Here is a 23,829-nt window from a genome sequence, read left to right as displayed (position 1 = left end):
GATACGCTCACTCAGCCGCCTCGACCTTTTTCATCGGACGACGCTCCAGGAGCTCCTTCAGGAATTGGCCGGTGTAGGAGCGAGGCTCCTTGACCACCTCCTCCGGTGTTCCCTTGGCAATGACCTCGCCGCCGCCGTCGCCGCCTTCGGGACCAAAGTCGATGACCCAGTCTGCGGTCTTGATGACTTCGAGATTGTGCTCGATGACCACGACCGAGTTACCCTGGTTGACGAGTTCATGCAGAACTTCAAGAAGTTTGGCTACATCGTGGAAATGCAAGCCGGTTGTCGGTTCGTCGAGGATATAGAGCGTGCGCCCGGTCGAGCGCTTCGACAGTTCCTTGGCAAGCTTGACGCGTTGAGCTTCGCCGCCCGAGAGCGTGTTGGCCTGCTGGCCGACCTTGATGTAGCCGAGGCCTACCTGGTTCAGCGTTACCAGCTTGTCGCGCACGGCCGGAACGGCGGCAAAGAACTCCACACCTTCCTCTACGGTCATGTCGAGCACGTCGGCGATCGACTTGCCCTTGAAGTGCACGTCGAGCGTTTCGCGGTTGTAGCGCTTGCCGTGGCAGACGTCGCAGGTGACGTAGACATCCGGCAGGAAGTGCATCTCGATCTTGATGACGCCGTCACCCTGGCAGGCTTCGCAGCGCCCGCCCTTGACGTTGAACGAGAAGCGACCGGGCTGGTAACCGCGGGCCTTTGCTTCCGGCAGTCCGGCGAACCAGTCGCGGATCGGAGTGAAGGCACCTGTGTAGGTCGCCGGGTTCGAGCGCGGCGTGCGTCCGATCGGCGACTGGTCGATGTCGATCACCTTGTCGATATGCTCGAAACCGTCGATACGGTCGTGTTCAGCCGGGTTTTCACGCGCGCCCATGATGCGGCGGGCAGCAGCCTTATAGAGCGTCTCGATCAGGAAGGTGGACTTGCCGCCACCGGACACGCCCGTCACCGCCGTGAAGATGCCGAGCGGGATCGACGCCGTGACGTTCTTCAGGTTGTTGGCGCGGGCGCCGACGACGGTGATTTCCTTTTTCTTCTTCGGCTTGCGGCGCTCGCTCGGAACGGCAACCGACAGTTCGCCGGAGAGATACTTGCCGGTCAGCGACTTCGGATTGGACATGACGTCGGCGGGCGAGCCTTGCGCGATCACTTCGCCGCCATGGATGCCGGCGGCCGGGCCGATGTCGACGACATAGTCGGCCGTCAGGATGGCGTCCTCGTCGTGTTCGACCACGATCACCGTGTTGCCGATATCACGCAGATGGCGCAGCGTCTCCAGCAGGCGGGCGTTGTCGCGCTGATGCAGGCCGATCGATGGTTCGTCGAGCACGTAGAGCACGCCCGTCAGACCGGAACCGATCTGCGACGCCAGCCGGATGCGCTGGCTTTCACCGCCCGACAGCGTACCGGAGTTGCGCGACAGGCTCAGATATTCGAGACCGACATCGTTGAGGAAGCGCAGGCGGTCGCGGATCTCCTTGAGGATGCGAACTGCGATCTCGTTCTGCTTGGTGTTGAGGTGCGAAGGCAGCACCTCGAACCAGTCACGGGCGACGCGGATCGACATCTCGGTGATCTGGCCGATATGCAGCGTGTCGATCTTGACGGCGAGCGCTTCCGGCTTCAGGCGGAAGCCGGCGCAGGCCGGGCAGGGTGCTGCCGACATATAGCGCTCGATCTCCTCGCGCGCCCAGGCACTGTCGGTTTCCTTCCAGCGGCGCTCGAGGTTGGGCACGATGCCCTCGAAATTCTTGGTGGTGTTGTAGGAGCGCGCACCGTCTTCATAATGAAAGACGATCTTTTCTTCCGTGCCATGCAGAATAGCCTTCTGCGCATCGGCGGACAGCTCGTTCCAGCGGTTGCCGAGCTTGAAGCCGAAAACCTTGCCGAGCGCTTCCAGCGTCTGGTTGTAATAAGGCGACGACGACTTGGCCCAGGGAGCGATGGCACCGTCGCGCAGCGTCCGGTGTTCCTCCGGCACGATCAGCGCCGTGTCGATCTTCTGCTGGCTGCCGAGACCGTCGCAGGTCGGGCAGGCGCCGAAGGGATTGTTGAACGAGAACAGCCGCGGCTCGATCTCGGAAATGGTGAAACCCGAGACGGGGCAGGCGAACTTTTCCGAAAACAGCACGCGCTCGTGCGTTTCGTTCAGCGACTTGTTGGCCGAGCCCCCCGCAGCGGTTTCTTCCGGCGGCAGCGGCTTGTCGGCAAATTCGGCAACAGCCAGACCGTCGGCGAGCGTCAGGCAGGTCTCCAGGCTGTCGGCGAGGCGCGAGGCAAGATCCGGCCGAACGACGACGCGGTCGACGACGACGTCGATGTCGTGCTTGTACTTCTTGTCGAGGGCGGGAACCTCGGCGATCTCGTAGAAGGTGCCGTCGACCTTGACGCGCTGAAAGCCCTTCTTCATCAGCTCGGCGAGTTCCTTCTTGTACTCGCCCTTGCGGCCGCGCACGAGCGGCGCGAGGATATAAAGGCGGGTGCCTTCACCGAAGGCGAGAACCCGATCGACCATCTGGCTGACAGTCTGGCTTTCGATCGGAAGCCCGGTCGCCGGCGAATAGGGCACGCCGACACGCGCGAACAGCAGACGCATGTAGTCGTAGATCTCGGTGACCGTGCCGACCGTCGAGCGCGGGTTGCGCGAGGTCGTCTTCTGTTCGATCGAAATCGCCGGCGACAGGCCGTCGATCTGGTCGACGTCCGGCTTCTGCATCATCTCGAGGAACTGGCGCGCATAGGCCGAGAGGCTCTCGACGTAGCGACGCTGGCCTTCGGCATAAATGGTATCGAAGGCGAGCGACGACTTGCCGGAGCCGGAAAGCCCCGTCATCACGATCAGCTTGTTGCGCGGCAGATCGAGATCGATGCCCTTGAGATTGTGCTCGCGCGCGCCACGAATGGAGATGGTCTTGAGTTCGCTCATCGGAAGCCAGCTTTTGCATGTCTGTTGAAAGCCCCCTATGTAATGACGCTAACGCCCATGTCGAGGCGCAATCGGCAAAACTGGTGGCCATTTCGATTCGGTTGACAGGATCATAGGGAAATATTAGAACAAAGAAAGAACAAACATCGTGCAAATCGACTAAATCTGTTGTGGATTATGCATGATGCGGGGCGTATCCGCCGCAACAGACCGCTAAGATGCGCGCTCTTGAAATTCTAAAGCAGCGCCGGTGGCGCGGCAAAACCACGGGAAAAGCAATATGGCTGGTAGCGTCAACAAGGTGATCTTGGTCGGAAACGTCGGGGCAGACCCGGAAATCCGGCGCACGCAGGATGGCCGGCCGATCGCCAACCTGCGCATTGCCACATCGGAAACCTGGCGCGACCGCAACAGCGGCGAGCGCAAGGAAAAGACCGAATGGCACACCGTCGTCGTCTTCAACGAGGGCCTGTGCAAGGTCGTCGAGCAATACGTCAAGAAGGGCGCCAAGCTCTATATCGAAGGCGCGCTGCAGACCCGCAAATGGCAGGACCAGACCGGCAACGACCGCTACTCGACGGAAATCGTGCTGCAAGGCTTCAACTCCACGCTGACCATGCTTGACGGTCGCGGCGAGGGCGGTGGTGGTGGCGTCAGCCGTGGCGGCGGTAGCGACTTCGGTGGCGCCAGCAGTGGTGGTGGTTACGACGATTACGACCAGCAGCCGCGCCAGTCCTCCGGCGGCGGTCGCTCCGGCGGCGGCCAGGGTGGTCAGGGCAGCCAGGGCGGTGGCAACTTCTCGCGCGATCTCGACGACGACATCCCGTTCTGAGCCACGCCTCGGGCGCAGCGACCTACGGGTGCCCTTGGCGACCGTAACCGGTCCGAGCAGCCATCTGCAGGCTATATCATCACACGCAACAAGGGCCGGGAAACCGGCCCTTGTTGCGTGTGAGCGCATAAGGCAATGAGATGGAACACTGCCGCGATGCCCTCCAAGGCGGCAGCGCTGGAACATCACGATCGTCTCAGATCGCCATCGCCGATTTCACGCCGTCAACGACGAACTGGACCGCAAGTGCGGCTAGGATCACGCCGAGCAGCCGAGTGAGGATCGCCCGGCCGGTGACGCCGAGAAAGCGGTCGATGCGTTCGGCGATGACAAGCGCCAGGAACAGGCTGAACATCGACAGCGCGATGACGATCAAGAGCTGCGTGCGCTCGATCGCGGTCGGGAACGAACCCGCGAGCAGGATCGTCGCGGAGATCGCGCCCGGTCCGGCAATCAATGGCAGAGCCAGAGGAAACACGGCAATGTTATGGATGTGATCTTTCACCGTGGCGTTCTCACCGGTCTTTTCCTTCCGCTCCTGACGCTTTTCGAAGATCATCTCGAAGGCGATCCAGAACAAGAGCAGGCCGCCGGCGATGCGGAACGCGCCGATAGAGATCCCGAGCAATCCGAGAATGCCGTTACCGAAGACGGCGAAGGCGGCAAGGATGAAGAAGGCGATCAGCGAGCCGCGCGTGGCCACCTGAAAGCGCTCCTGCCGGCTGAGGCCGACCGTGAGGCTCAGAAAGATCGGAGCAAGACCCGGCGGATCGAGCGTAACGAGCAGCGTGGTGAGTGCGTTGACCAAGAGGTCGACATTGAACATCCGTTTCCCCTTCCGGATTATCATGCGCGCCCCGAGTTTTCTCGGTGGCAGGACAGCATTGTTAGGCAAGCAGGGCGGGCTTGGGAAGGGGGCGGTGGCCAAAGCTTGAGCAATAGCTTAATGAGGATGTGACGGAACCTTTTCACAGCCGTTCAGGCCCGGCAGCCGACTTTGTCGCCAGCACTTCCGATTTCCGCTGCAATGCCCTAGAAAAGCCTATTCCGACGGCAAAAGACTGTTCACAACCACGGGCCAAAATTGGCGCTTCCAGGCGCATTCCGCTATAAATATCCGACTGATTCTGAACAAAGATCGTGATCACAATTGACTGAGCAAAGCACTCCCGGCGGCGGAAAGACTCCGCCAGGCATCGAGCCGATTTCCATCATCGAGGAAATGCAGCGGTCCTATCTCGATTACGCCATGAGCGTCATCGTCAGCCGCGCGCTTCCAGACGTGCGTGACGGTCTGAAACCCGTTCACCGCCGCATCCTCTACGGGATGAGCGAGCTCGGCATCGACTGGAACAAGAAGTACGTCAAATGCGCCCGCGTGACCGGGGACGTGATGGGTAAGTACCACCCGCACGGCAACTCGGCGATCTACGACGCGCTGGCGCGCATGGCGCAGGACTGGTCACTGCGGCTGCCTCTGATCGACGGTCAGGGCAACTTCGGCTCCGTCGACGGCGACCCGCCGGCGGCAGAACGCTACACCGAATGCCGCCTGCAAAAGGCCGCGCACTCGCTGCTCGACGACCTCGACAAGGAAACGGTCGATTTCCGCGACAACTACGACGGCACGCTGAGCGAGCCGGTGGTTGTGCCCGCGAAGTTCCCGAACCTGCTCGTCAACGGCGCCGGCGGCATCGCGGTCGGCATGGCAACCAACATTCCGCCGCACAACCTCGTCGAAGTCATCAAAGGCTGTATGGCGCTGATCGACAATCCGGCGATCGAACTGCCGGAACTGATGGAAATCATCCCGGGGCCGGACTTCCCGACCGGTGCGCTCATTCTCGGCCGTTCGGGCATCCGCTCGGCCTATGAGACCGGCCGCGGCTCGGTCATCATGCGCGGCCGTGCCCACATCGAGCCGATGCGCGGAGACCGCGAGCAGATCATCATCACCGAGATCCCTTTCCAGGTGAACAAGGCAACGATGATCGAGAAGATGGCCGAACTTGTGCGCGACAAGCGCATCGAGGGCATCTCGGACCTGCGCGACGAATCCGACCGTCAGGGCTACCGTGTCGTCGTCGAGCTCAAGCGCGACGCCAATGCCGACGTCATCCTGAACCAGCTCTACCGTTACACGCCGCTGCAGTCGTCCTTCGGCTGCAACATGGTGGCGCTCAACGGCGGCAAGCCGGAACAGATGACGCTGCTCGACATGCTCAGGGCTTTCGTCTCCTTCCGCGAGGAAGTCGTTAGCCGGAGAACGAAGTACCTGCTGCGCAAGGCGCGCGACCGCGCCCACGTGCTCGTTGGTCTTGCCATTGCGGTTGCCAACATCGACGAAGTAATCAAGCTGATCCGGCAGGCGCCCGATCCGCAGACCGCGCGCGAGCAGTTGATGGAACGCCGCTGGCCGGCGCATGACGTCGACAGCCTCATCCGGCTGATCGACGATCCGCGTCACCGGATCAACGAAGACAACACCTACAACCTCTCGGAAGAGCAGGCGCGCGCCATTCTCGACCTGCGTCTGCAGCGCCTGACCGCACTCGGTCGCGACGAAATCGGCGACGAACTCAACAAGATCGGCGAGGAAATCAAGGATTACCTCGATATCCTGTCGTCGCGCCTGCGCATCATGACCATCGTCAAGGACGAACTCACGGCCATAAGCCAGGAGTTCGGCACGCCGCGCCGCAGCGAGATCGCCGAAGGCGGTCCCGATATGGACGACGAGGACCTGATCGCCCGCGAAGACATGGTCGTGACCGTCTCGCATCTCGGCTACATCAAGCGCGTGCCGCTGACGACCTATCGTGCGCAGCGTCGCGGCGGCAAGGGCCGCTCCGGCATGGCGACGAGAGACGAGGATTTCGTTACCCGGCTATTCGTTGCCAACACGCACACGCCAATTCTGTTCTTCTCTTCGCGTGGCATCGTCTACAAGGAGAAGGTCTGGCGTCTGCCGATCGGCACGCCGCAGTCGCGCGGCAAGGCACTGATCAACATGCTGCCGCTGGAGCCTGGCGAACGCATCACCACGATCATGCCGCTGCCCGAGGATGAAACGACGTGGGAAAACCTCGACGTCATGTTCTCGACGACCCGCGGCACGGTTCGTCGCAACAAGCTGTCCGACTTCGTCCAGGTCAACCGCAACGGCAAGATTGCGATGAAGCTCGAGGAAGATGGCGACGAGATCCTCTCTGTCGATACCTGCACCGAGCATGACGACGTCATGCTGACGACGGCGCTGGGCCAGTGCATCCGCTTCCCCGTCGACGACGTGCGCGTCTTTGCCGGACGAAACTCGATCGGCGTTCGCGGCATCAACCTTGGCGACGGCGACCGCATCATCTCGATGGCGATCCTCGGCCATGTCGATGCCGAGCCATGGGAACGGGCCGCCTATCTGAAACGTGCAGCCGCCGAGCGGCGCGCGACGAATGGCGATGAGGAAGAAATCGCACTGGTCGGTGAAGAAGTCACCGAAGGTGGCGAACTCAGCAATGAGCGCTACGAAGAGCTGAAGGCACGCGAGCAGTTCGTGCTGACGGTTTCGGAGAAGGGCTTCGGCAAGCGTTCGTCCTCCTACGATTTCCGCACCTCGGGTCGCGGCGGCAAGGGCATCCGCGCCACAGACACCTCGAAGACGGCAGAGATCGGGCAACTGGTTGCGACCTTCCCGATCGAAGATAACGACCAGATCATGCTCGTTTCCGACGGTGGCCAGCTGATCCGCGTGCCGATCAATGGCGTCCGGCTTGCGAGCCGCGCCACCAAGGGCGTGACGATCTTCTCGACGGCCAAGGACGAAAAGGTCGTCTCGGTCGAGCGCATCAGCGAACCGGAAGGTGACGAAGAGGGTGAGGAGCTGGTGGCGGCGGAAAACGGCGCACCGGAAACACCTGAAACCGAAGCCTGATAGACTGCTTCAATCGACTGAAAAGCCCGCCAATTGGCGGGCTTTTCTATTGAAGCACGACACGTCACGGCTGGCGGATATAGGTTCTCAGGCCCTTGGCCAACGCATCGAAAACCACGCGGCAACGCGGCGCGGTCTTCAAGTTTTCATGCATGACGAGCCAGGTCTCGAGCTTCATTGCAAAACTGCCCGCCAGAACCGGAAGAATATCGGGATCGCGGGCGGCAAGCGCGTTCTGACAAATGCCGATGCCGAAACCGGCGCGAATGGCGGCAAGCTGCGCGAGGTTGCTGTCAGCCTTCAGCGCAAAGCGTACGTCGGGCAACTCAGGTGTGCGGGCGATGATGGCACGGATTGCCGCCGTCTCACGGTCGTAGCCGATCAGGCTGTGCCCACTCAGGTCGGCAAGCGTCTCCGGCATCCCGCGCCGGTCGAGATAGCGCCGGTGGGCGTGAAAACCGAGTGGCACCGCACCGACGTGAAGCGCCACCAGCGCATCCTGGCTGGGCACCGCCATGCGCACCGCAATGTCCGCTTCCTGTCGCAGAATATCCTCGATCGCATCGGACGCCGACAGCTCGATGGTCAGGTCCGGATATTTCGCGTGCAGTTCTGCAAGGATCGGCGGCAGCACCTCGATACCGATCACCTCGCTTGCACTGATGCGCACCGTTCCGCTGACGGTGTCTTGCTGGCCGGAGGCGGCACGAAGCAGGGCGGCTGACGTCGCCGCAAGTGTTTCCGCATAGGGTTGCAGCGCGCGGGCGGCATCGGTCGGCATCAGGCCCTGGGGCGAGCGAGTGAAGAGCGGAAACCCGACCATCTCCTCCATCGCATCGACATGGCGCCCGACCGTCGGCTGCGTCAGGCCGAGCTCGCGTGCGGCCGCCGACAGCGAGCCCTCCTTCAGCACCATCAGGAATGTCCGGTATAAGTCCCAGCTGGGTTCGATTTTGCTCATACATAAACGTATAACAATGAAACAGAAAACGACAATTCCGTTTATCAGCGCATTGCGGGACAGTGCCGCCATCAAAACCGATGGAGACACGCAATGACCGACAATCTGGAAGAGGCAAGAACAGTTCTGGTATTGGGCGCGACCGGTGGCATCGGTAGTGCCGTTGCTCGCGGCCTCAGCCAGCGCGGATGGAAAGTGCGCGCACTCAACCGCAATGTCGCCAAGGCCGCCCAGATGGCACCCGCGTACGATTGGATCGAGGGTGACGCGATGAAGCGACTGGACGTACGCGCCGCCGCCGAAGGCGTCCAACTGATCGTGCATGCCGTCAATCCACCCGGCTACCGCAACTGGGGTCAGCTGGTCCTGCCGATGCTCGACAACACCATTGCCGCTGCAAAAGCGGAAGGTGCTCGAATTCTCCTTCCGGGCACGATCTACAATTTCGGCCCCGATGCTTTTCCAGTCCTGAGCGAGAACAGCCCGCAGAACCCACACACGGACAAGGGCATGATCCGCAAGGAGATGGAGCTTCGGCTCAAGGCTGCGTCGGACGCCGGTGTCGGCGTGATCATCCTGCGGGCAGGGGATTTCTTCGGGCCCGACGCCGCCAACAACTGGTTCTCGCAAGGGCTGGTGAAGCCTGGAAAACCACTGAGCGCTGTCAGCTACCCCGGAAAGAAGGGCATTGCGCATCAATGGGCCTATTTGCCCGACGTGGCCGAGACGATGATCCGCCTGGTCGAGCGCGCAAAGGATCTGCCGGCCTTTGCCGTCTACCACATGCGCGGTTTCGTCGATGATGACGGCACGAAGATGATTGGCGCCATCCGCCGTGCGGCAGGATCGAAAAACCTTCCGGCGCGCGCCTTTCCATGGTGGCTGGTGACATTGGCGTCTCCCGTCGTGCCGCTGTTTCGCGAGTTGCGCAAGATGCGGTACCTCTGGCGTCAGCCACTGCAGATGCCGAACGACCGGCTGCTGGCCTTACTTGTCGAGGAGCCGCATACGCCGATCGATGAAGCCGTGGCCAAAACCCTGAAGTCGCTTGGCTGCCTGCCGCTGGCTGCCGGACGCGTAGGAGCCGACGAGCCGTTACCGCCTGCCACGATGGCAGTCAATTCCTGAAAACGAGACAGGCGCCACCATTCTTTCGGATGGTGGCGCAAAGCGCATTGGCTTCCGCCTGGCTGTCGCGGCCGATGCGGGCGGCATATCGAATACGGCGACCGAAACTGGCGTTGCGCTCACGCAGCAGCAGCGCCTTCTCGCTGCGGATGGGATCCGGCAACCGCTTGACGGCGTTGACGAACAGTCGCTGCGCAATCGACTTCTGGAAATGGGCTGCGAGCTGCACGCCCCAGGGCGCCCACTCGGCCTCGTCGATCACGTCGATCTCGCGCAACTGGCGCGTGCTTGCCAGCGCCACGCAGCCTTCGAGGAAATTCTTGTTCTTGTCGAGCGTCAGATCGAGGGTCTTCGGCGGATTGTCCCGCCAGTCCTCGACGCTATAGGCGGTGATCGCCAGCACATAGTTGCGCGTCTCGGCCGGCAGCCAATCCACCTCGAGAAAGCGCTCGAGCCCGTTCTCGCCGGCATTGTAGGCGGCGGCAGCAAAACCCAGATTGCCGTAGCGTGTCTTCAGTTCGCCGAGATACTCGGCAGACTTGCCCAGGGCGGCAACGACGTCGAAGCTGTTCGCAAGGCCACGCATCTTCGCCGTGCCTGGCATGAATTGCGCGATGCCTTCGGCCCCTTTCGGGCTGACCGCATTCGGCCGAAACAGGCTTTCGCGCCAGATCAGGCGCGCGAAGAACGCCGGTGGCAGGTCATTGGCAGTGGCGTAGTGATCGATGACGCCGCAAACGTCGCGCTCGAAGCGCTCCTTGCTGACACACAGCGATTTGGCAGGGTCCGTGGCGGACCGACCGACATAGATACATTTGGCGCGCACCGGCAACTCGTCGATGCGGGCATGGGCAGCATCCGGGCGCCCAATACTCACCGTCATCAGCAGCGCGAGCAGACCTCTGACAGCATACGCAACACCTCCTGAGCTGCCGTTCCCCATATCGTGTCGCCCGCAACGCCTCGCCGAAACTGCCAAGCTTCCTACATAGCATCTTGTGGGGCTCGGAAAAACAGGCGCGTCAGGCGGGTGAACCGGTCGTCAGCACCAGCTGCATGAAGGTCAGATCCAGCCAGCGTCCGAACTTCGTCCCGACCTCGCGCATTCGACCGGTTTCGGTGAAGCCCAGCTGTTGGTGAAGCCGTATCGATGCGGCATTCTCCGATTCTATCCCCGCCACCATCACATGCTTGTCCAGACGTTCGGCCTCTGCAATCAGGGCGACCATCAACTTACGGCCGATGCCGCCGCCACGGCTGTCGCGATGGACATAGACGGAATGCTCGACCGTGTGCCGGTAGCCGTCAAACGCCCGCCAGTCGCCGAAGGAGGCGTAGCCGACGATGTTGCCAGCATCGGATACTGCTGTCAGCACAGGGTATCCGGCTTCGCGTCGCGCCTTGAACCATGCAGATCGATTGGCAACGTCGACAATCGTCTCGTTCCAGATGGCGGTCGTGTTGGCCACCGCGTCGTTGTAGATGTCGCAGATGATCGGGAGATCATCTTCTCTTGCTTGCCTGATCAGCATGTTGCCCCGCATGTTCGTACACTATATGACTACGCGATGGATACTAAAGTGTACAGCCTCGATCGACGCATCAGTGATCGCATTCGCCTCGAACGGGAAATCCGCGGTTGGTCTCTGAGCGAGCTGGCCGAGCGCTCCGGCGTCTCCCGCACGATGATCCACAAGATCGAGCGTGCAGACAGCAGTCCGACGGCGACGCTGCTGGCCCGGCTTGCAGGGGCGTTCGGCCTGACGATGTCGAGCCTGATTGCACGCGCCGAGATGAGCCAGGGCAGGCTGTCGCGACGCGAGGACCAGCCGGTGTGGCGCGACCCTCAGAGCGGTTACCTTCGTCGCCATATCTCGCCAATGTCGGAGCAGCCGCTCGACCTCGTCGAGGTCGAACTTCCTGCCGGAACCGAGGTGCCAATTCCGGCCGCAGCCTATGCCTTTCATCGCCGATGGATATGGGTAACACAGGGCAGCCTCACTTTCGTGGAAGGCAGCGAGACACATATCCTTGGCGAGGGAGACTGCCTGGAGCTCGGCTCGCCGCAAGATTGCGTCTTCCGCAATGCGTCGGGCGAGCCTTGCACCTATGCGGTGATCCTGTTGAAAACGAGCGCAACCTAGCGGTTGAGCTCAGCAATGGCGATCCGCGCCATGGTCAGATCGCTTTCAACGCCGAGATCGTCACCATCTTCAATGAACCAGGCGGCGGATAGCCCCGTATAGGCCAGAACCCAAAGCAGGATCCGGCGCGGCGCGAGCCCCGTCTCCGCGGCAACAACGGGCAGGTGCCGCTGCAGCCGGCCCGGCGCCGTCACCAGGGGCAGCTCTGGGTTGCAGAACAGGTTGGCATAGTCGTAGCCGCGGTCGCCAACAACGCGCTTCGGATCGATCGCCAGCCAGCCGCGATCGCCGAAATCGAGGATGTTGGCGTGGTGAACGTCACCGTGCAGCACGACCGGCGGTTCAGGATCGGCAAACAGGGTTTTCGCCGCATCGAGTGCCCGCGCGAAAAGACCTCCTTGAACAGGAGCAGCCGCCTCAAGCGAGTTGAACCACCGGTCGAGAGGGACCAGATCCGAAGGAATTGGGCCGGCACGCGGCGCATGAAGCCTGGCAACGGTACGGCAGATGATGCGCGTCACGTCGACATCGCTTCCCGTCATCGCCATATGAAAAAGATTTCTCCGGCTGTCCGTGCGCTCCATCAGGACGGCATCCGTGTCCGCTTCATACACGCTCGCAGCACCTTGCCCGCTCCAATAAACCAGCGGCAGACGGCCGAACTTCTCTTCGGGGTCGTGGGCGATTTTCAGCATCGCCGAGCGGTTCCGATAGCGAACGGGATAAAGATGGCTGGAGGGGGTAACGATCACCTCACCATCAGGCTGCAATGACCATTTCTCAAAATAGGAAGAAGACATAAACGAGAGAGTTCCCCGGGGAAACATGCCCCGCCGAATGGCGGGGCATGTGGCCATGTGGGAGCGTCAGGCAACCTGTTCAAGGGCGGGGTAGTCGGTATACCCCTTGGCGCCACCACCGTAGAACGTCGCCTGGTCCGGCGTGTTCAGGGGAGCGTTCTCCTTCAGCCGCTCGACGAGGTCCGGATTGGCAATGAACGGCTTACCGAAGGCCACCAGATCGGCCTCGCCGTTTTTGACCGCTTCTGCCGCGAGTTCGCGGTCATAGCCGTTGTTCGTCATCCAGGCGGCCTTGCCGCCGGCGGCAGCGTAGACGGCACGCAGCGCGTCATAATCGAACGGACGTTCACCCTGCTGATGGTCGCGCGGGCCGCCGGTCGCACCCTCGATGATGTGGATATAGGCGAGGGGATAGCGGGCCAGGTTCTTGACGACATAGCTGAACAGCGGCTGCGGCTCCGGATCGAAGGCATCGTTGGCGGGCGTCACCGGCGAAAGCCGGATACCCACACGACCAGCCCCGATTTCCGACGTGATGGCGTCGACGACCTGGAAAAGGAAGCGGGCACGGTTCTCGATCGAGCCGCCATAGGCGTCGGTGCGCTCGTTCGAGCCGGAACGCAGGAACTGGTCGATGAGATAGCCATTGGCGGCGTGGATTTCGACGCCGTCGAAGCCGGCATCGATGGCTGCCCGGGCCGCCTTGCGGTAGTCCTCGACGATCCCATCAAGCTCGGTGATTTCGAGCGCACGTGGCTCCGAGGTTTCAGCAAACGAGCCGGTCCCGTCAGCATTGATCAGGTACGTCTTCGACTTTGCGCGGATCGCCGAAGGCGCCACCGGCTTGCCGCCGCCCGGCTGCAGCGTGTCATGCGAGATGCGACCGACGTGCCACATCTGCACGACGATGCGACCACCCTTGGCATGCACCGCATCAGTGACCTTGCGCCAGCCATCCAGCGCTTCCGGCGTGTAGAGGCCGGGCACGTCGGCATAGCCTTGGCCCTGCTGGGTAATCGCGGTTGCCTCCGTGATCAACAGGCCTGCCGATGCGCGCTGTTCGTAATAGGTGGCGTTGAGCGTGTTGGGCACGGCCTTCGGCGAACGATTGCGCGTCAGCGGCGCCATGACGATGCGATTCTTCAAGGCGATTTCGCCGACGGTAATAGGATCGAAGAGGGTAGCCATTGCAGGTCCTTTCGGTTTCAGTTTGGTCTTTGGGAGGAGATAGTCACAGGCTGCCGATATCCTTGAGGAACTCGGCAATTGTTTCTTCGTTGCGCTTGTAGAAGACCCACTGGCCGAGACGCTTGGTCGTCACCAGGCCGGCGCGCTGAAGGATCGCGAGATGCGAGGATACGGTGGATTGCGACAGGCCGCAGCGCTCGAACTGACCGGCGCAAACGCCCATTTCGAACGGATGCTCCTGCGTCGGGAAATGCGCCTGCGGCTCTTTCAACCAGGCAAGGATGTTCACTCTTGCTGGGTGCGCCAGGGCCTTGAAGATTTCGTCTCGATCCATCGTACATCGCCATATCGTGGTTTATCGATAAGTGTATCGGCAATGATCGATATACAAATCACAAGACCGTGAACAGGGAAAAGGGTAAAAAAAGAGGGCCTCAAGAAAACTTGGGCCCTTGTAGTTGTGAAGGTAATTAAAACCTCCAGAGGGGAACAGCTGCTGCGGTGGCGGGGGAGGAGAAAGCCACCAAGAATGCATCAGCTGCATTTTGATATGGGAAGCGAAGTACCAGCTTTCAATAGCCGGCTGTGAATTTCGTCACGGATCGCCCGTGTCCTTACAGTAGACAAAAAAAGAGGGCCACAAGATGACTTGGGCCCTTATAGTTGTGAAGGTAATTAAACCTCCAGAGGGGAACAGCTGCTGCGGTGGCACTGGGAGGAGAAGCCACCAAAGATGCATCAGCTGAGTGTGGTATGCTGCTTTTTTGAGCGGGCAGCAATCATTTAATATGCATGTCAGCCATGTCATGTGCGCATCACTGCCCAATTCTGCATCGAAAAAGCAAAGTGCGGCACACAGAATGCGCCGCACCATAGAAAATACATAGAAAATTCAGATAGATACACTTACACTTGGCAAACGCTCACAAAATGAGCAATGCCGCAATCGGCGTCAGAAGCTCCAGTTCCTGGCTTTTGCCACGATGTAATCGCGGAAGACTTTGAGCTTGGCGGCATTCTTCATCTCGTCCGGATAGCAGAAATACGTGTCGAAAGACGGGATATCGGCACTAATCGGAAGTTGTATGAGGCCCGGGTCGCGGCCGACAATGTAGTCGGGCAGCATCGCGATGCCGATGCCGAGAAGGCAGGCACGCTTGATCGAGGTCTGGCTGTTGATCTGCAGATGCGACGTCCGCGGGTTGTCGGAATCGCGACCGGCGATTTCGAGCCAGTTGACATCAAGAAGGTAGTTCGGCGCGGGCTCACCGAAGGTAATGATGCGGTGGTTGTCCAAGTCGTCGAGCGACTGCGGTTCGCCGTGCTTGTTGATGTAGGAGGGCGCTGCGTAGACGTGCATGTGCACGGTGAAGAGCTTGCGCTGGATCAGGTCGGACTGCTGCGGCTGGCGCAGGCGAATGGCGCAATCGGCATGCCGCATGTTCACATCCAGCTCCTCGTTGTCGAGGATCAGCTGAACTTGCACGTCCGGATGCAGCGACATGAACTCCTGGATCTTGTCGGTGAGCCATCCCTGGCCGAGGCCGACCGTCGTCGTGATGCGCAGCTTGCCGCTCGGCTTGTCCGTCGTTTCGCTCAGCTGCACCTTGACGCTCTCGAGCTTCATCAGCACTTCGTGCGCGGTGCGGTAGAGGATCTCGCCCTGTTCGGTCAGGATCAGGCCACGTGCATGCCGATGGAACAGCTTGATGCCGACATCCTGTTCGAGCGAACTCACCTGACGGCTGATCGCCGACTGAGAGAGATGGAGCTTGTCTGCCGCATGCGTGAACGACCCAGCCTCGGCCGCCGCGTGAAAAATGCGCAGTTTGTCCCAATCCAGCGACATGAAGTCCCCCATATGAAACCACCCCGGGGGACGGGATCATGTCCTCCGGGTGCGGCTGATGTATCTGTTCCCACACGGGAAAGGCTCCTTGCGGGATACCCCCCCGATTCGCAGCTTCTATTCGGCTGCAATTGCGACGGGCATATGACCCGCCAGGTATTTCTCGGCCTCGAGCGCTGCCATGCAGCCCATGCCGGCAGCGGTCACCGCCTGACGATAGATATCGTCCGTGACGTCGCCTGCGGCAAAAACGCCGGGCACGTCCGTTGCCGTCGAATCAGCTGCCGTCCAGAGATAGCCGTTCGACTTTTGCCGAAGCTTGCCCTTGAACAATTCGACGGCAGGCGCGTGACCGATCGCCACGAAGACGCCGTCGGTCACCATGTCGCTCGTTTCGCCCGTCTTGGTGTTGCGCAGCTTGACGCCGTTGACCGATGCCGGCATCGGCGGCTTGGGGGCAGCGCCCAGATACTCGACGACTTCGTGATCCCAGATGATCTTGACGTTGGGCTTTGCGAACAGGCGCTCCTGCAGGATCTTTTCGGCACGGAACGAATCGCGGCGATGGACGACCGTCACCGTCTTTGCAAGGTTGGAGAGGTAGAGCGCCTCTTCGACCGCCGAATTGCCGCCGCCGACGACGATCACGTCCTTGTTGCGATAGAAGAACCCGTCGCAGGTGGCGCAGGCCGAAACGCCGAAGCCCATGAAGGTCGGCTCGGTTTCGATGCCGAGCCACTTCGCCTTGGCGCCGGTGGCGATGATGAGCGCGTCGGCCGTCCAGTCGTTGCCGCTGTCGGTCTTGACCCGGAACGGACGAACGGAAAGGTCGACGTCAGTCACCAGATCGTTGACGATCTCGGCACCGACATGGGTCGCCTGCTTCAGCATCTGCTCCATCATCCAGGGACCCTGGACCGGATCGGCATAACCAGGATAGTTCTCCACGTCGGTGGTGATCATCAACTGGCCGCCCTGTTCCATGCCGGCGATCAGGACCGGTTCCAACATCGCACGCGCCGTGTAGATGGCAGCGGTGTAGCCGGCGGGGCCGGAGCCGATGATCAGCACTTTTACATGGCGGGCAGTCATGGTCTTGTCCTTCGCTCGCCGGGCGGCCGAGGGGCCATATCCGGTTCCGTTTCATCATAGGGAAATAGTTCCATACTTTAGGGATTCCCCCCGGGGAGTTTCAAGGGCGGCAGAGGCAATACACACAAGTGCTTGAGCCCGTTGAACCGATTTGACACCAGATCGGGCATTTTTGCACCGCTTGCACCGCAACCGCACAAGTCACAAGCACGTGATGGCGCCAGGCAATGGCCGGATCTGGCGATGGACAATGTTACACTTCTCCAATTGAACGAGCGCAATTTTCCGGGCGAGTGACGCCGAAACCGATCGTCGTTGTCGGCTTCAACGCCCCCTGACGGGCGCTGCTTCAACAGGCGTGCAAGGAAAAGGGCAGTGCGTAAGATCAAGGTGTTCTCGGCCTCGGTCACAGGACAATTCGGGCAGTCAACGGAGAACTTCGGCGACAACCTCATGACGGACATACTCCGTCAATTCTTCGCGATAGAACCCGAATACGTGAAGCCTTCGTCCGCGGAACTCATCGGGATCGGAAGCATCATCGATGCCTATTACCGCAGGCACCGGACGGGGCGGTATACGTTCCTGCGAAGGAAGCCGTGGCGGACATTGCATGTTTGGGGTTCTGGTTTCATGAACTCGGATGCGCCGGCGCTCTGGCCGCAGCGGCTCAAGTTCGATGCGGTGCGCGGCAAGCTGAGCCAGGCGAAAGCGGCGCCGGACGACGACATCGCTCTCGGCGATCCGGCAATCCTGTTGCCGCTGATGTGGCCGAAGATGCAGGCCCGCCACCGCGTGACGGTCATTCCTCATTTTGCAACCCATCAAACCTTCGTCGATGAATTCGCAAACTGTCTTCCGCGACATTGGAGCATTCTCAATCTGCTTGGCGATCCCGAGACGATTGCGAATGAGATATCAGCGTCCGACCTTGTCGTCTCAAGCAGCCTCCACGGCTTGATCGTTGCCGACGCCTATGGCGTGCCGTCGTACTGGATGGAGCCGCATGGCGAGATCAAGGGCGATGGTTTCAAATTCGCGGATTATTCCAGTTTCCGCGGTCGCGACCTTGTAGGTCCGATCGACTTCAGGGACTTTGTCGCCTCTCCCGAGGCCGTGCTGCAAGAGGCGGACTACGTGCCGGCAGTGCCTTCCACGGAAACGCTCGACAAGCTGCTCAAGGCGTTCCCGTTCGCTTGACGGCCACAACGTTCAGGACGGTCTCTTCGCTGCCGCTATCATCTCGTGCATGCCGGCATGATCGGGCCAGGTCCGTCTCGCTTCCTTCCAGATACGCCATGAACGAACGGCTTTCAGCGGCCGCCGAAGAAGACCCCGCCATCTCGGCCTGATGGACTTTGCCGGCAGCAGCTGGAAATCCGCGAAACCGGCGCGACGAAGCGTCTCCTCAAGGCTTGCTGGTGAAAAGTAGTAGTGGTGGTCGAGCAGATACAGCCCCCATTGGTCGCCCTGAGCGATTCGCATCCAGCTTTCGTAGTTTCCGGTCTCAACGATCAACGTACCGCCCGGATTCAGGCAGCCGTTGAGGCGCGCGAGGAGCGGGAGCGGATCCTTGAGGTGCTCGACAACGTCCCAGAGGGTTATGACGTCGAAGCTACCGTCCGGAATATCCATCGAGAGGTTCACGCCATAATAGTCGCTGGCCTTCTGCACGGCGACTGGGCTGTGTTCGACCCCCGCGGCTTGCCAGCCGGCGTCAAGCGCTGCTTTGACAAAGGTTCCCGATCCGGCGCCGAAATCCAGCAAATGCCCGCGCGAAGGATGCAGGGCCGAAACGATCGCCATCTGGCTGCATGCAACGTCACGTTTCTGGGCATTGTCGGTGACGTAGCCGCCCGCAGAAGACCACCGCCAATCCATATAGGCGATGCAAGCTTCCTGCGATGGGCGCGGCGTCTGGTAGGCGAGGCGACAGTCGATGCACTCAGCGACCATAGCTGTCATTCCGAAACGCGCGCGGATAACCCGTGACGGGTGGGAGCGACCGCACAGCAAGCACGGAACCGTTTCGATTCGCTCGAAGGCCTTGCCGTCGATGTGGTCGATTATCGACACCTGCCACGCCCCCAATTCCTGCAGATCATGTCGGTCGAGACAGCTCGCCGAGCGACGCCGCCAATCAAAAATCAGTACTCCTTCATGTACGAGACGGAAAGACTGTGAGCGACGCGCGGCTCCGGATCGCAGGCGGTTTTTCTCTACGCGTGCTGGCGAAACGCGGTTAAGCCGGCCCGACCCTAGCTAAACGCTGGTTTTCCCGCGAATAGTGGGTGCTGATGCTTGTTGTCGGACCTGTTTGGCGATATTTCACGCGGATTCACTTTGCTGGAGAGGCATATGGGGTTGAATGCAAGCCGCGTTTGGCTCGACCGCGAACTCGCCGCATGCGGCAGTTCACGATTAGATAATAGTCTTCTCCCTGATGTGAGCGACGGATCGCATATGCATGCCCCCATTTCTGCAAAATTGCGGTGCGAAAGCGCCGGGCTCGCGCAGGCTGAGCCAGGAAGCAGACGCGGCACCGGCCACAACCTGTCGGTGGGGCAGGCGGTCTCCGGCCAATCGGCCATATGCCCATCCTGAAATCATAGGCTCGGCGGCGACAATGCGCCGGGCGCAAAGACAAGAATACTCCTGTTTCGACTTAGCCTTGTGCGCAAAAGTCGCCGTGTGAAAAGGACGAACCTTCATGACGAAACAAGTCGAGCTCGACGCAATCGATCTCAAGATCCTTCGCGAGCTCCAGCGTGACGGCAGGATGACCAATGTGGACCTCGCGCAACGTGTCGGCATTTCGGCGCCGCCCTGTCTGCGACGGGTGCGCAAACTTGAGGAAACCGGCGTCATCAAGGGCTATCACGCGCTTCTGAACGCGCCGGCGCTCGGCTTCGATCTCGTAGCGTTCTGCATGGTCGGCCTGAAGAGGCAGTCGGAGGCGGACCTCAAGGCGTTCGCCGCGGCAACAGCCGAATGGCAGATCGTGCGCCAGGCATGGACCGTCTCGGGGGAAAGTGACTTTCTGCTCCATTGCGTCGCAGAGAACCTGACGGCGTTCCAGGATTTCGTCATTGAAGTTTTGACGGCCAACGAGCGGGTCGATACGGTGCGCACGATGTTGACCATTCGTCAGGTCAAGGATATCGGGCTGGTCCAGATCTAGGATCCAGAAGACTTGAGGATCCGCAACGGCAGCGAGGCTCCCTTGGAGAACGCAGACACGACCGGAGTTGAGTGGCGTCATCCATGAGCAAACTTCCGCTTTCCGCCTTCATCATCTGCCAGAATGAAGAAGCCTATCTCGGCAATTGCATCGAGAGCCTCGAGCAGTGTGCCGAGATCGTCATCGTCGACTCGGGGTCGACGGATGGTACCGCCGCCCTCGTGCAATCCTTCATCGACAGGGGCTGGCCGATACGCTTCATGCACGAGTCGTGGCGAGGTTATGCGGGCCAGAAGCAGTTTGCGCTCGATCAGTGCACGCAGCCCTGGTGCTTCAACATCGATTCAGACGAGCGTCTCGACGAACCGCTGAAGGCGCTTCTGCCCTCGCTTCTCGATGCCGCGCCTGAGACGGTCGGCTGGCGCGTGGCGCGCCGCCCATACCTGATCGGCTACGGATACACACCAGAGCGTGTGCATGAGCGGCGCAATTTGCGTCTGATCCGCAAGGGCAGGGGACGCTATGATCTCAACCAGAAGGTTCATGAGGGTATCGTGCCAGATGGCCACGTGGGCGTCGCGCGCAAGGGCAGCCTGCTCCACTACCGTCCGCTCGTCATCGACGAGCAGATCCTGAAGGAAAACAAATATTCGACTCTGAAGGCAGACCAGCAGTTTGCGGCGGGCAAACCGCCGCGACCCTACAAGATGCTGGCAAGCCCACCACTCTATTTCTATCGTCTTTATTTCCGCAACGGGCTTTGGCGCTGTGGATTCCCCGGCTTCATCGAGGCCATGACCGGCGCCGTCTACGCATTTTTGACCGCCGCCAAGATTTATCAGAGGCACGCGCTGAAGCGCCATCCGAACCATGACGACATGGATCGGCAGCGCCGGCAGCCGTGAGGTTCCCATGAAAGTTATGCACTACCACTTCGGTAAGGACGGCGGCGCTGAGCGCTTTTTCGTCCACCTCGTCAACTCCCTGGCTGAGCGCGGCGTCGAACAAACTGCGGTCATTCGTCCGGGGCGGAGCTGGCGCAAGGACATCGAAAGTGCGACCCGCATTGTCGAAAGCAATTTCCGCAACCTCTCGCTCGACCGCATCCTGCTGCCGATGAAGGTCAGCAGCATGGCGCGGCGCGAGAAACCGGACGCATTGTTCGCGTGGATGCCGCGCGCGAGCCGGCTGATGCCGAACTACAAGGGATGCATCAAGATCTCGCGGCTCGGCGACTATCCGCTCCGTCTCGACTATTTCCGCAACACCGACTGCCTCGTCTGCAACACGCCGGGTATCGCCGAACATGTGCGCAATATCGGCTGGAAGCGCGATGTCGAAGTAATCTCCAACTTCACCAACACCGAACGTGTCGCCGCCGTGGACCGCGCGACGCTCGACACGCCGGAGAATGTTCCGGTGGTGATGTCGATGGGACGTTTCGTTCCGCGCAAAGGTTTCCATACCTTGATCGAGGCGATCGCAAAGGTGCCGGATGTGCATCTCTGGCTGATCGGCGATGGCGAGCAGCGCGAAAACCTGGAAAAGCTTGCCGCCGACCTTGGTGTTGCAAACCGTGTTCGTTTCGCCGGGTGGCAGAAAGATGTCCGTCCGTTCCTTGCCGCCGCCGACATCTTTGTCATGGCGTCGAGCCACGAACCGCTTGGCAACGTCGTTCTCGAAGCCTGGGCCCAGGGTACGCCGGTTGTTTCCAGCCGCTCCGAAGGTCCTCAATGGTTCATGCGCGACGGTGAAAACGGCCTGATGGTCGATATCGGCGATGCCGAGGGCTTCAGCCGCGCCATCGAGCGCATAGCAAACGACCGTCAACTCGGCTTGCGCCTAGCAGAACGCGGCCACGGAACGCTGATGAATCAGTTCTCGAAGCAGGCAATCACCGACGCGTATATGAAGCTGTTCGCCTCAAGGAAATAGCCGGCTGACCGCGCCGGCGGTCAGCGCATCAGCCGTTCGTACACCCGGTTGATGGCGCCGGCTTCACCTTCGATCGCAAACGAGGCGGCAGTGCGCGCAAGGCCATTCACGCCCGCCGCTGTGCGCCGCCGGTCATCGTCCATGAAGGCAGCCGTCGCCTCGACCATGGCCTGAAGGTTGTCGGCCGGCACGATCGTGCCGGTTTGCATGGTGCCGCTCGCGACCAGCTCGGAAAATGCACCGACATCCGTCGCGACGACGGGAACACCCGTTGCCATCGCCTCAAGCGGCGTCAGGCCGAAACCCTCCCAGCGCTGCGGCGCAACGAAAAGATCAAGCGCCCGGTACCAGTCCGGAATGTTTGTGTGCTCACCGACGAACAGGATACGCTCGGCAAGCCCGGCTTTCGCGACGCGCTCCTTGAGCTCGTTTTCAAACGCCACGTGCGGCCCAGTGGCACGGCCGGCAACGATCGCGCTCCAGCCTGGGCGGCAGGGCAGGAGGGCAATCATGCTGTCGACGAAAAGATCCGTGCCCTTTTGACGACGCACCCGCCCGAAGCAGCCGACGAACTTCTGGGCCGGGTCGACGCCACGCGCCGCTTTTGCTTGAGCCGGATCGACCGCAGGGTGAAACCGTTTGGTATCTATGCCGTGGAGGATGACGTCGTTCGGCACTTCGAGATAGGCGGCGGTCTTGCCGCTGGTCGCGATCACCGCGTCCATCCGTCCGATCAGAAACTTGCTCCAGCCCGTGTGGCGGCGTTGCGATGCCGAGGTGAAGGCGATCTTCAACTTCATGCGCAACAGATCACGCAGGATGATCGCCGGCAACATCTCCACATTACGGCGCGCGTGCCAGACGCGATAACGCCGGCCCTGTGGCGCTTTCCAGAGATGCAGGAGATCGAGAAACCGGATCGACGGCAGGCTCTCGGGAAGGCCCGGGCCGAGCACCGCAATCTTCTGACCCAGCGCGCGCTGGATCGGAATCAGCTGGATGATGGTCGAAGTAACGCCCGAGAGGCGCCGCTTGAAATTGGGAGCGATGACCTCGACGTCCCGGATATCGGCCACGGAAGCGCTCTCCTTGGGCATTCGACGAACAATGTCTTGAAAGAAGCGGATTGGGGCGAGGCGGAACCGTCGCCCCAAGGGGCCGTCAGCCCCAGTTTACCGCGAGGATTTCGTATGCCTTTGAACCACCCGGCGCGTTCACTTCGATGGAATCACCGACTTCCTTGCCGATCAGCGCGCGTGCGATCGGCGACGAAATCGAGATGCGCCCTGCCTTCACGTCGGCTTCCTGATCGCCAACGATCTGGTATGTCTTTTCTTCCTCGGTGTCCTCGTCGACGAGCTTCACCTTGGCGCCGAACTTGATCTTCGAGCCGGACATCTTCGAGAGATCGATGACCTCGGCGCGCGCGATCAGGTCCTCGAGTTCGCCGACGCGACCCTCGTTGTGGCTCTGCGCTTCCTTGGCCGCGTGGTATTCCGCATTTTCCGACAGGTCACCGTGTGCGCGCGCTTCGGCGATGGCCTCGATGATTCGTGGTCGCTCTTCCTGCTGGCGCCAGCGCAGCTCCTCCTGCAGGTTGACGAATCCACCCTGTGTCATCGGCACTTTGTCGACCATTTCAATGTCCTTCATCAAGAACGAGGCGCCGCTTGGGGGCGGCGCCAACGCAAAAGAAAACGGTCTCCGGCACGCAAGCGCCGGAACCGTCCGAAATATCCGAACCGTTCTTATAGCAGAAAGGAAACAGCCAATGCCAGATTTTTCGCCATGATCCACCGCCCCCTTCGCGCAGGACGCAACCTGTAGACGCTCCTTAAAAATCGTCATCGTCAAGAAATGGG

Annotated in this window: 21 protein-coding genes; 8 read left to right on the top strand and 13 right to left on the bottom strand. The window is 60.9% G+C overall.

Features of this window, described 5'->3' with window-relative positions; translation table 11 throughout:
* Positions 1-7: 7 nt before the first annotated feature.
* A complete protein-coding gene (uvrA, locus tag AC1Q80_RS07920) occupies positions 8-2,929 on the bottom strand; it encodes an excinuclease ABC subunit UvrA (RefSeq protein ID WP_492360088.1) in 2,922 nt (973 codons plus the stop codon).
* Positions 2,930-3,209: 280 nt separating this feature from the next.
* On the opposite strand from uvrA, the gene AC1Q80_RS07915 reads away from it, so the two are divergent.
* Complete coding sequence (locus AC1Q80_RS07915) at positions 3,210-3,761, top strand: single-stranded DNA-binding protein (protein ID WP_077503570.1); 552 nt, start codon at positions 3,210-3,212, stop codon at positions 3,759-3,761.
* A 196-nt stretch (positions 3,762-3,957) separates the two neighbouring features.
* Here AC1Q80_RS07915 and AC1Q80_RS07910 read toward each other — a convergent pair whose 3' ends face one another.
* The gene (locus AC1Q80_RS07910; RefSeq protein WP_173420010.1) at positions 3,958-4,587 is read right to left on the bottom strand and encodes a MarC family protein; all 630 of its coding nucleotides are present in this window, start codon (positions 4,585-4,587) and stop codon (positions 3,958-3,960) included.
* 324 nt (positions 4,588-4,911) lie between these two features.
* Between AC1Q80_RS07910 and gyrA the strand changes: the two genes are divergently transcribed.
* Positions 4,912-7,689 (top strand): DNA gyrase subunit A, encoded by a 2,778-nt coding sequence (gene gyrA / locus AC1Q80_RS07905; protein ID WP_492360087.1) that lies wholly within the window; start codon positions 4,912-4,914, stop codon positions 7,687-7,689.
* Between the two features lie 64 nt (positions 7,690-7,753).
* On the opposite strand, the gene AC1Q80_RS07900 is transcribed toward gyrA, so the two are convergent.
* Positions 7,754-8,605 (bottom strand): LysR family transcriptional regulator, encoded by an 852-nt coding sequence (locus AC1Q80_RS07900; RefSeq protein WP_492360086.1) that lies wholly within the window; start codon positions 8,603-8,605, stop codon positions 7,754-7,756.
* A 138-nt stretch (positions 8,606-8,743) separates the two neighbouring features.
* On the opposite strand from AC1Q80_RS07900, the gene AC1Q80_RS07895 reads away from it, so the two are divergent.
* The gene (locus AC1Q80_RS07895; protein WP_492360085.1) at positions 8,744-9,778 is read left to right on the top strand and encodes an SDR family NAD(P)-dependent oxidoreductase; all 1,035 of its coding nucleotides are present in this window, start codon (positions 8,744-8,746) and stop codon (positions 9,776-9,778) included.
* Here AC1Q80_RS07895 and AC1Q80_RS07890 read toward each other — a convergent pair.
* Together AC1Q80_RS07890 and AC1Q80_RS07885 are read right to left on the bottom strand one after the other, a co-directional pair.
* Complete coding sequence (locus AC1Q80_RS07890) at positions 9,768-10,661, bottom strand: lytic transglycosylase domain-containing protein (RefSeq protein WP_234902795.1); 894 nt, start codon at positions 10,659-10,661, stop codon at positions 9,768-9,770. The genes AC1Q80_RS07895 and AC1Q80_RS07890 overlap by 11 nt on opposite strands.
* Positions 10,662-10,800: 139 nt before the next feature.
* Positions 10,801-11,310, bottom strand: a complete 510-nt coding sequence (locus AC1Q80_RS07885; RefSeq protein WP_492360084.1) for a GNAT family N-acetyltransferase — start codon at positions 11,308-11,310, stop codon at positions 10,801-10,803.
* Between the two features lie 36 nt (positions 11,311-11,346).
* Between AC1Q80_RS07885 and AC1Q80_RS07880 the strand changes: the two genes are divergently transcribed.
* Positions 11,347-11,922: a helix-turn-helix domain-containing protein gene (locus tag AC1Q80_RS07880; protein ID WP_209791811.1), complete on the top strand. Its 576-nt coding sequence runs from the start codon at positions 11,347-11,349 to the stop codon at positions 11,920-11,922.
* Here AC1Q80_RS07880 and AC1Q80_RS07875 read toward each other — a convergent pair.
* From AC1Q80_RS07875 to trxB, 5 genes are all read right to left on the bottom strand, one after another.
* Positions 11,919-12,722 carry an aminoglycoside phosphotransferase family protein gene (locus AC1Q80_RS07875; RefSeq protein WP_492360364.1) on the bottom strand — a complete coding sequence of 268 codons (804 nt, stop codon included), beginning with the start codon at positions 12,720-12,722 and terminating at the stop codon, positions 11,919-11,921. The genes AC1Q80_RS07880 and AC1Q80_RS07875 overlap by 4 nt on opposite strands.
* A 66-nt stretch (positions 12,723-12,788) precedes the next feature.
* Complete coding sequence (locus AC1Q80_RS07870; RefSeq protein ID WP_492360083.1) at positions 12,789-13,910, bottom strand: alkene reductase; 1,122 nt, start codon at positions 13,908-13,910, stop codon at positions 12,789-12,791.
* Positions 13,911-13,953: 43 nt separating this feature from the next.
* On the bottom strand, positions 13,954-14,244 hold the full coding sequence (locus tag AC1Q80_RS07865) for an ArsR/SmtB family transcription factor (RefSeq protein WP_173420003.1): 291 nt from the start codon (positions 14,242-14,244) through the stop codon (positions 13,954-13,956).
* Positions 14,245-14,862: 618 nt separating this feature from the next.
* A complete protein-coding gene (locus AC1Q80_RS07860; RefSeq protein WP_038577011.1) occupies positions 14,863-15,759 on the bottom strand; it encodes a LysR family transcriptional regulator VtlR in 897 nt (298 codons plus the stop codon).
* A gap of 117 nt (positions 15,760-15,876) precedes the next feature.
* On the bottom strand, positions 15,877-16,851 hold the full coding sequence (gene trxB, locus AC1Q80_RS07855; RefSeq protein WP_173420002.1) for a thioredoxin-disulfide reductase: 975 nt from the start codon (positions 16,849-16,851) through the stop codon (positions 15,877-15,879).
* Positions 16,852-17,241: 390 nt separating this feature from the next.
* Between trxB and AC1Q80_RS07850 the strand changes: the two genes are divergently transcribed.
* On the top strand, positions 17,242-18,051 hold the full coding sequence (locus AC1Q80_RS07850; protein WP_492360082.1) for a polysaccharide pyruvyl transferase family protein: 810 nt from the start codon (positions 17,242-17,244) through the stop codon (positions 18,049-18,051).
* Between the two features lie 12 nt (positions 18,052-18,063).
* On the opposite strand, the gene AC1Q80_RS07845 is transcribed toward AC1Q80_RS07850, so the two are convergent.
* Complete coding sequence (locus AC1Q80_RS07845) at positions 18,064-18,927, bottom strand: class I SAM-dependent methyltransferase (RefSeq protein WP_492360081.1); 864 nt, start codon at positions 18,925-18,927, stop codon at positions 18,064-18,066.
* A gap of 634 nt (positions 18,928-19,561) precedes the next feature.
* Between AC1Q80_RS07845 and AC1Q80_RS07840 the strand changes: the two genes are divergently transcribed.
* The 3 genes from AC1Q80_RS07840 (at position 19,562) to AC1Q80_RS07830 (ending at position 21,967) form a co-directional block, all read left to right on the top strand.
* Positions 19,562-20,032 carry an Lrp/AsnC family transcriptional regulator gene (locus AC1Q80_RS07840; RefSeq protein WP_053247447.1) on the top strand — a complete coding sequence of 157 codons (471 nt, stop codon included), beginning with the start codon at positions 19,562-19,564 and terminating at the stop codon, positions 20,030-20,032.
* 83 nt (positions 20,033-20,115) lie between these two features.
* A complete protein-coding gene (locus tag AC1Q80_RS07835) occupies positions 20,116-20,937 on the top strand; it encodes a glycosyltransferase family 2 protein (protein WP_492360080.1) in 822 nt (273 codons plus the stop codon).
* A 7-nt stretch (positions 20,938-20,944) separates the two neighbouring features.
* Positions 20,945-21,967: a glycosyltransferase gene (locus tag AC1Q80_RS07830; RefSeq protein ID WP_492360079.1), complete on the top strand. Its 1,023-nt coding sequence runs from the start codon at positions 20,945-20,947 to the stop codon at positions 21,965-21,967.
* Between the two features lie 20 nt (positions 21,968-21,987).
* Here AC1Q80_RS07830 and AC1Q80_RS07825 read toward each other — a convergent pair whose 3' ends face one another.
* A complete protein-coding gene (locus AC1Q80_RS07825; protein WP_492360078.1) occupies positions 21,988-23,043 on the bottom strand; it encodes a glycosyltransferase family 4 protein in 1,056 nt (351 codons plus the stop codon).
* Between the two features lie 85 nt (positions 23,044-23,128).
* Positions 23,129-23,605, bottom strand: coding sequence for a transcription elongation factor GreA (gene greA / locus AC1Q80_RS07820; protein ID WP_025427081.1), 477 nt, complete (start codon positions 23,603-23,605; stop codon positions 23,129-23,131).
* Between the last annotated feature and the right edge of the window lie 224 nt (positions 23,606-23,829).

The organism is Ensifer sp. GW823-FHT05D09 (assembly GCF_058795755.1).
The sequence above is the reverse complement of the archived record's forward strand: the minus strand, read 5'-3'. Positions and strand labels throughout refer to the sequence as shown.

Excerpts from the sequence above, each read along its gene's own strand:
- AC1Q80_RS07910 (WP_173420010.1), bottom strand. The coding sequence starts at position 4,587 with ATGTTCAATGTCGACCTCTTGGTCAACGCACTCACCACGCTGCTCGTT.
- AC1Q80_RS07860 (WP_038577011.1), bottom strand. The coding sequence starts at position 15,759 with ATGTCGCTGGATTGGGACAAACTGCGCATTTTTCACGCGGCGGCCGAG.
- uvrA (WP_492360088.1), bottom strand. The coding sequence starts at position 2,929 with ATGAGCGAACTCAAGACCATCTCCATTCGTGGCGCGCGCGAGCACAAT.
- AC1Q80_RS07885 (WP_492360084.1), bottom strand. The coding sequence starts at position 11,310 with ATGCTGATCAGGCAAGCAAGAGAAGATGATCTCCCGATCATCTGCGAC.
- AC1Q80_RS07890 (WP_234902795.1), bottom strand. The coding sequence starts at position 10,661 with ATGACGGTGAGTATTGGGCGCCCGGATGCTGCCCATGCCCGCATCGAC.
- AC1Q80_RS07835 (WP_492360080.1), top strand. The coding sequence starts at position 20,116 with ATGAGCAAACTTCCGCTTTCCGCCTTCATCATCTGCCAGAATGAAGAA.
- AC1Q80_RS07875 (WP_492360364.1), bottom strand. The coding sequence starts at position 12,722 with ATGTCTTCTTCCTATTTTGAGAAATGGTCATTGCAGCCTGATGGTGAG.
- AC1Q80_RS07915 (WP_077503570.1), top strand. The coding sequence starts at position 3,210 with ATGGCTGGTAGCGTCAACAAGGTGATCTTGGTCGGAAACGTCGGGGCA.
- AC1Q80_RS07830 (WP_492360079.1), top strand. The coding sequence starts at position 20,945 with ATGAAAGTTATGCACTACCACTTCGGTAAGGACGGCGGCGCTGAGCGC.
- AC1Q80_RS07900 (WP_492360086.1), bottom strand. The coding sequence starts at position 8,605 with ATGGTGCTGAAGGAGGGCTCGCTGTCGGCGGCCGCACGCGAGCTCGGC.
- greA (WP_025427081.1), bottom strand. The coding sequence starts at position 23,605 with ATGGTCGACAAAGTGCCGATGACACAGGGTGGATTCGTCAACCTGCAG.
- AC1Q80_RS07870 (WP_492360083.1), bottom strand. The coding sequence starts at position 13,910 with ATGGCTACCCTCTTCGATCCTATTACCGTCGGCGAAATCGCCTTGAAG.
- AC1Q80_RS07895 (WP_492360085.1), top strand. The coding sequence starts at position 8,744 with ATGACCGACAATCTGGAAGAGGCAAGAACAGTTCTGGTATTGGGCGCG.
- AC1Q80_RS07880 (WP_209791811.1), top strand. The coding sequence starts at position 11,347 with ATGGATACTAAAGTGTACAGCCTCGATCGACGCATCAGTGATCGCATT.
- AC1Q80_RS07865 (WP_173420003.1), bottom strand. The coding sequence starts at position 14,244 with ATGGATCGAGACGAAATCTTCAAGGCCCTGGCGCACCCAGCAAGAGTG.
- trxB (WP_173420002.1), bottom strand. The coding sequence starts at position 16,851 with ATGACTGCCCGCCATGTAAAAGTGCTGATCATCGGCTCCGGCCCCGCC.
- AC1Q80_RS07840 (WP_053247447.1), top strand. The coding sequence starts at position 19,562 with ATGACGAAACAAGTCGAGCTCGACGCAATCGATCTCAAGATCCTTCGC.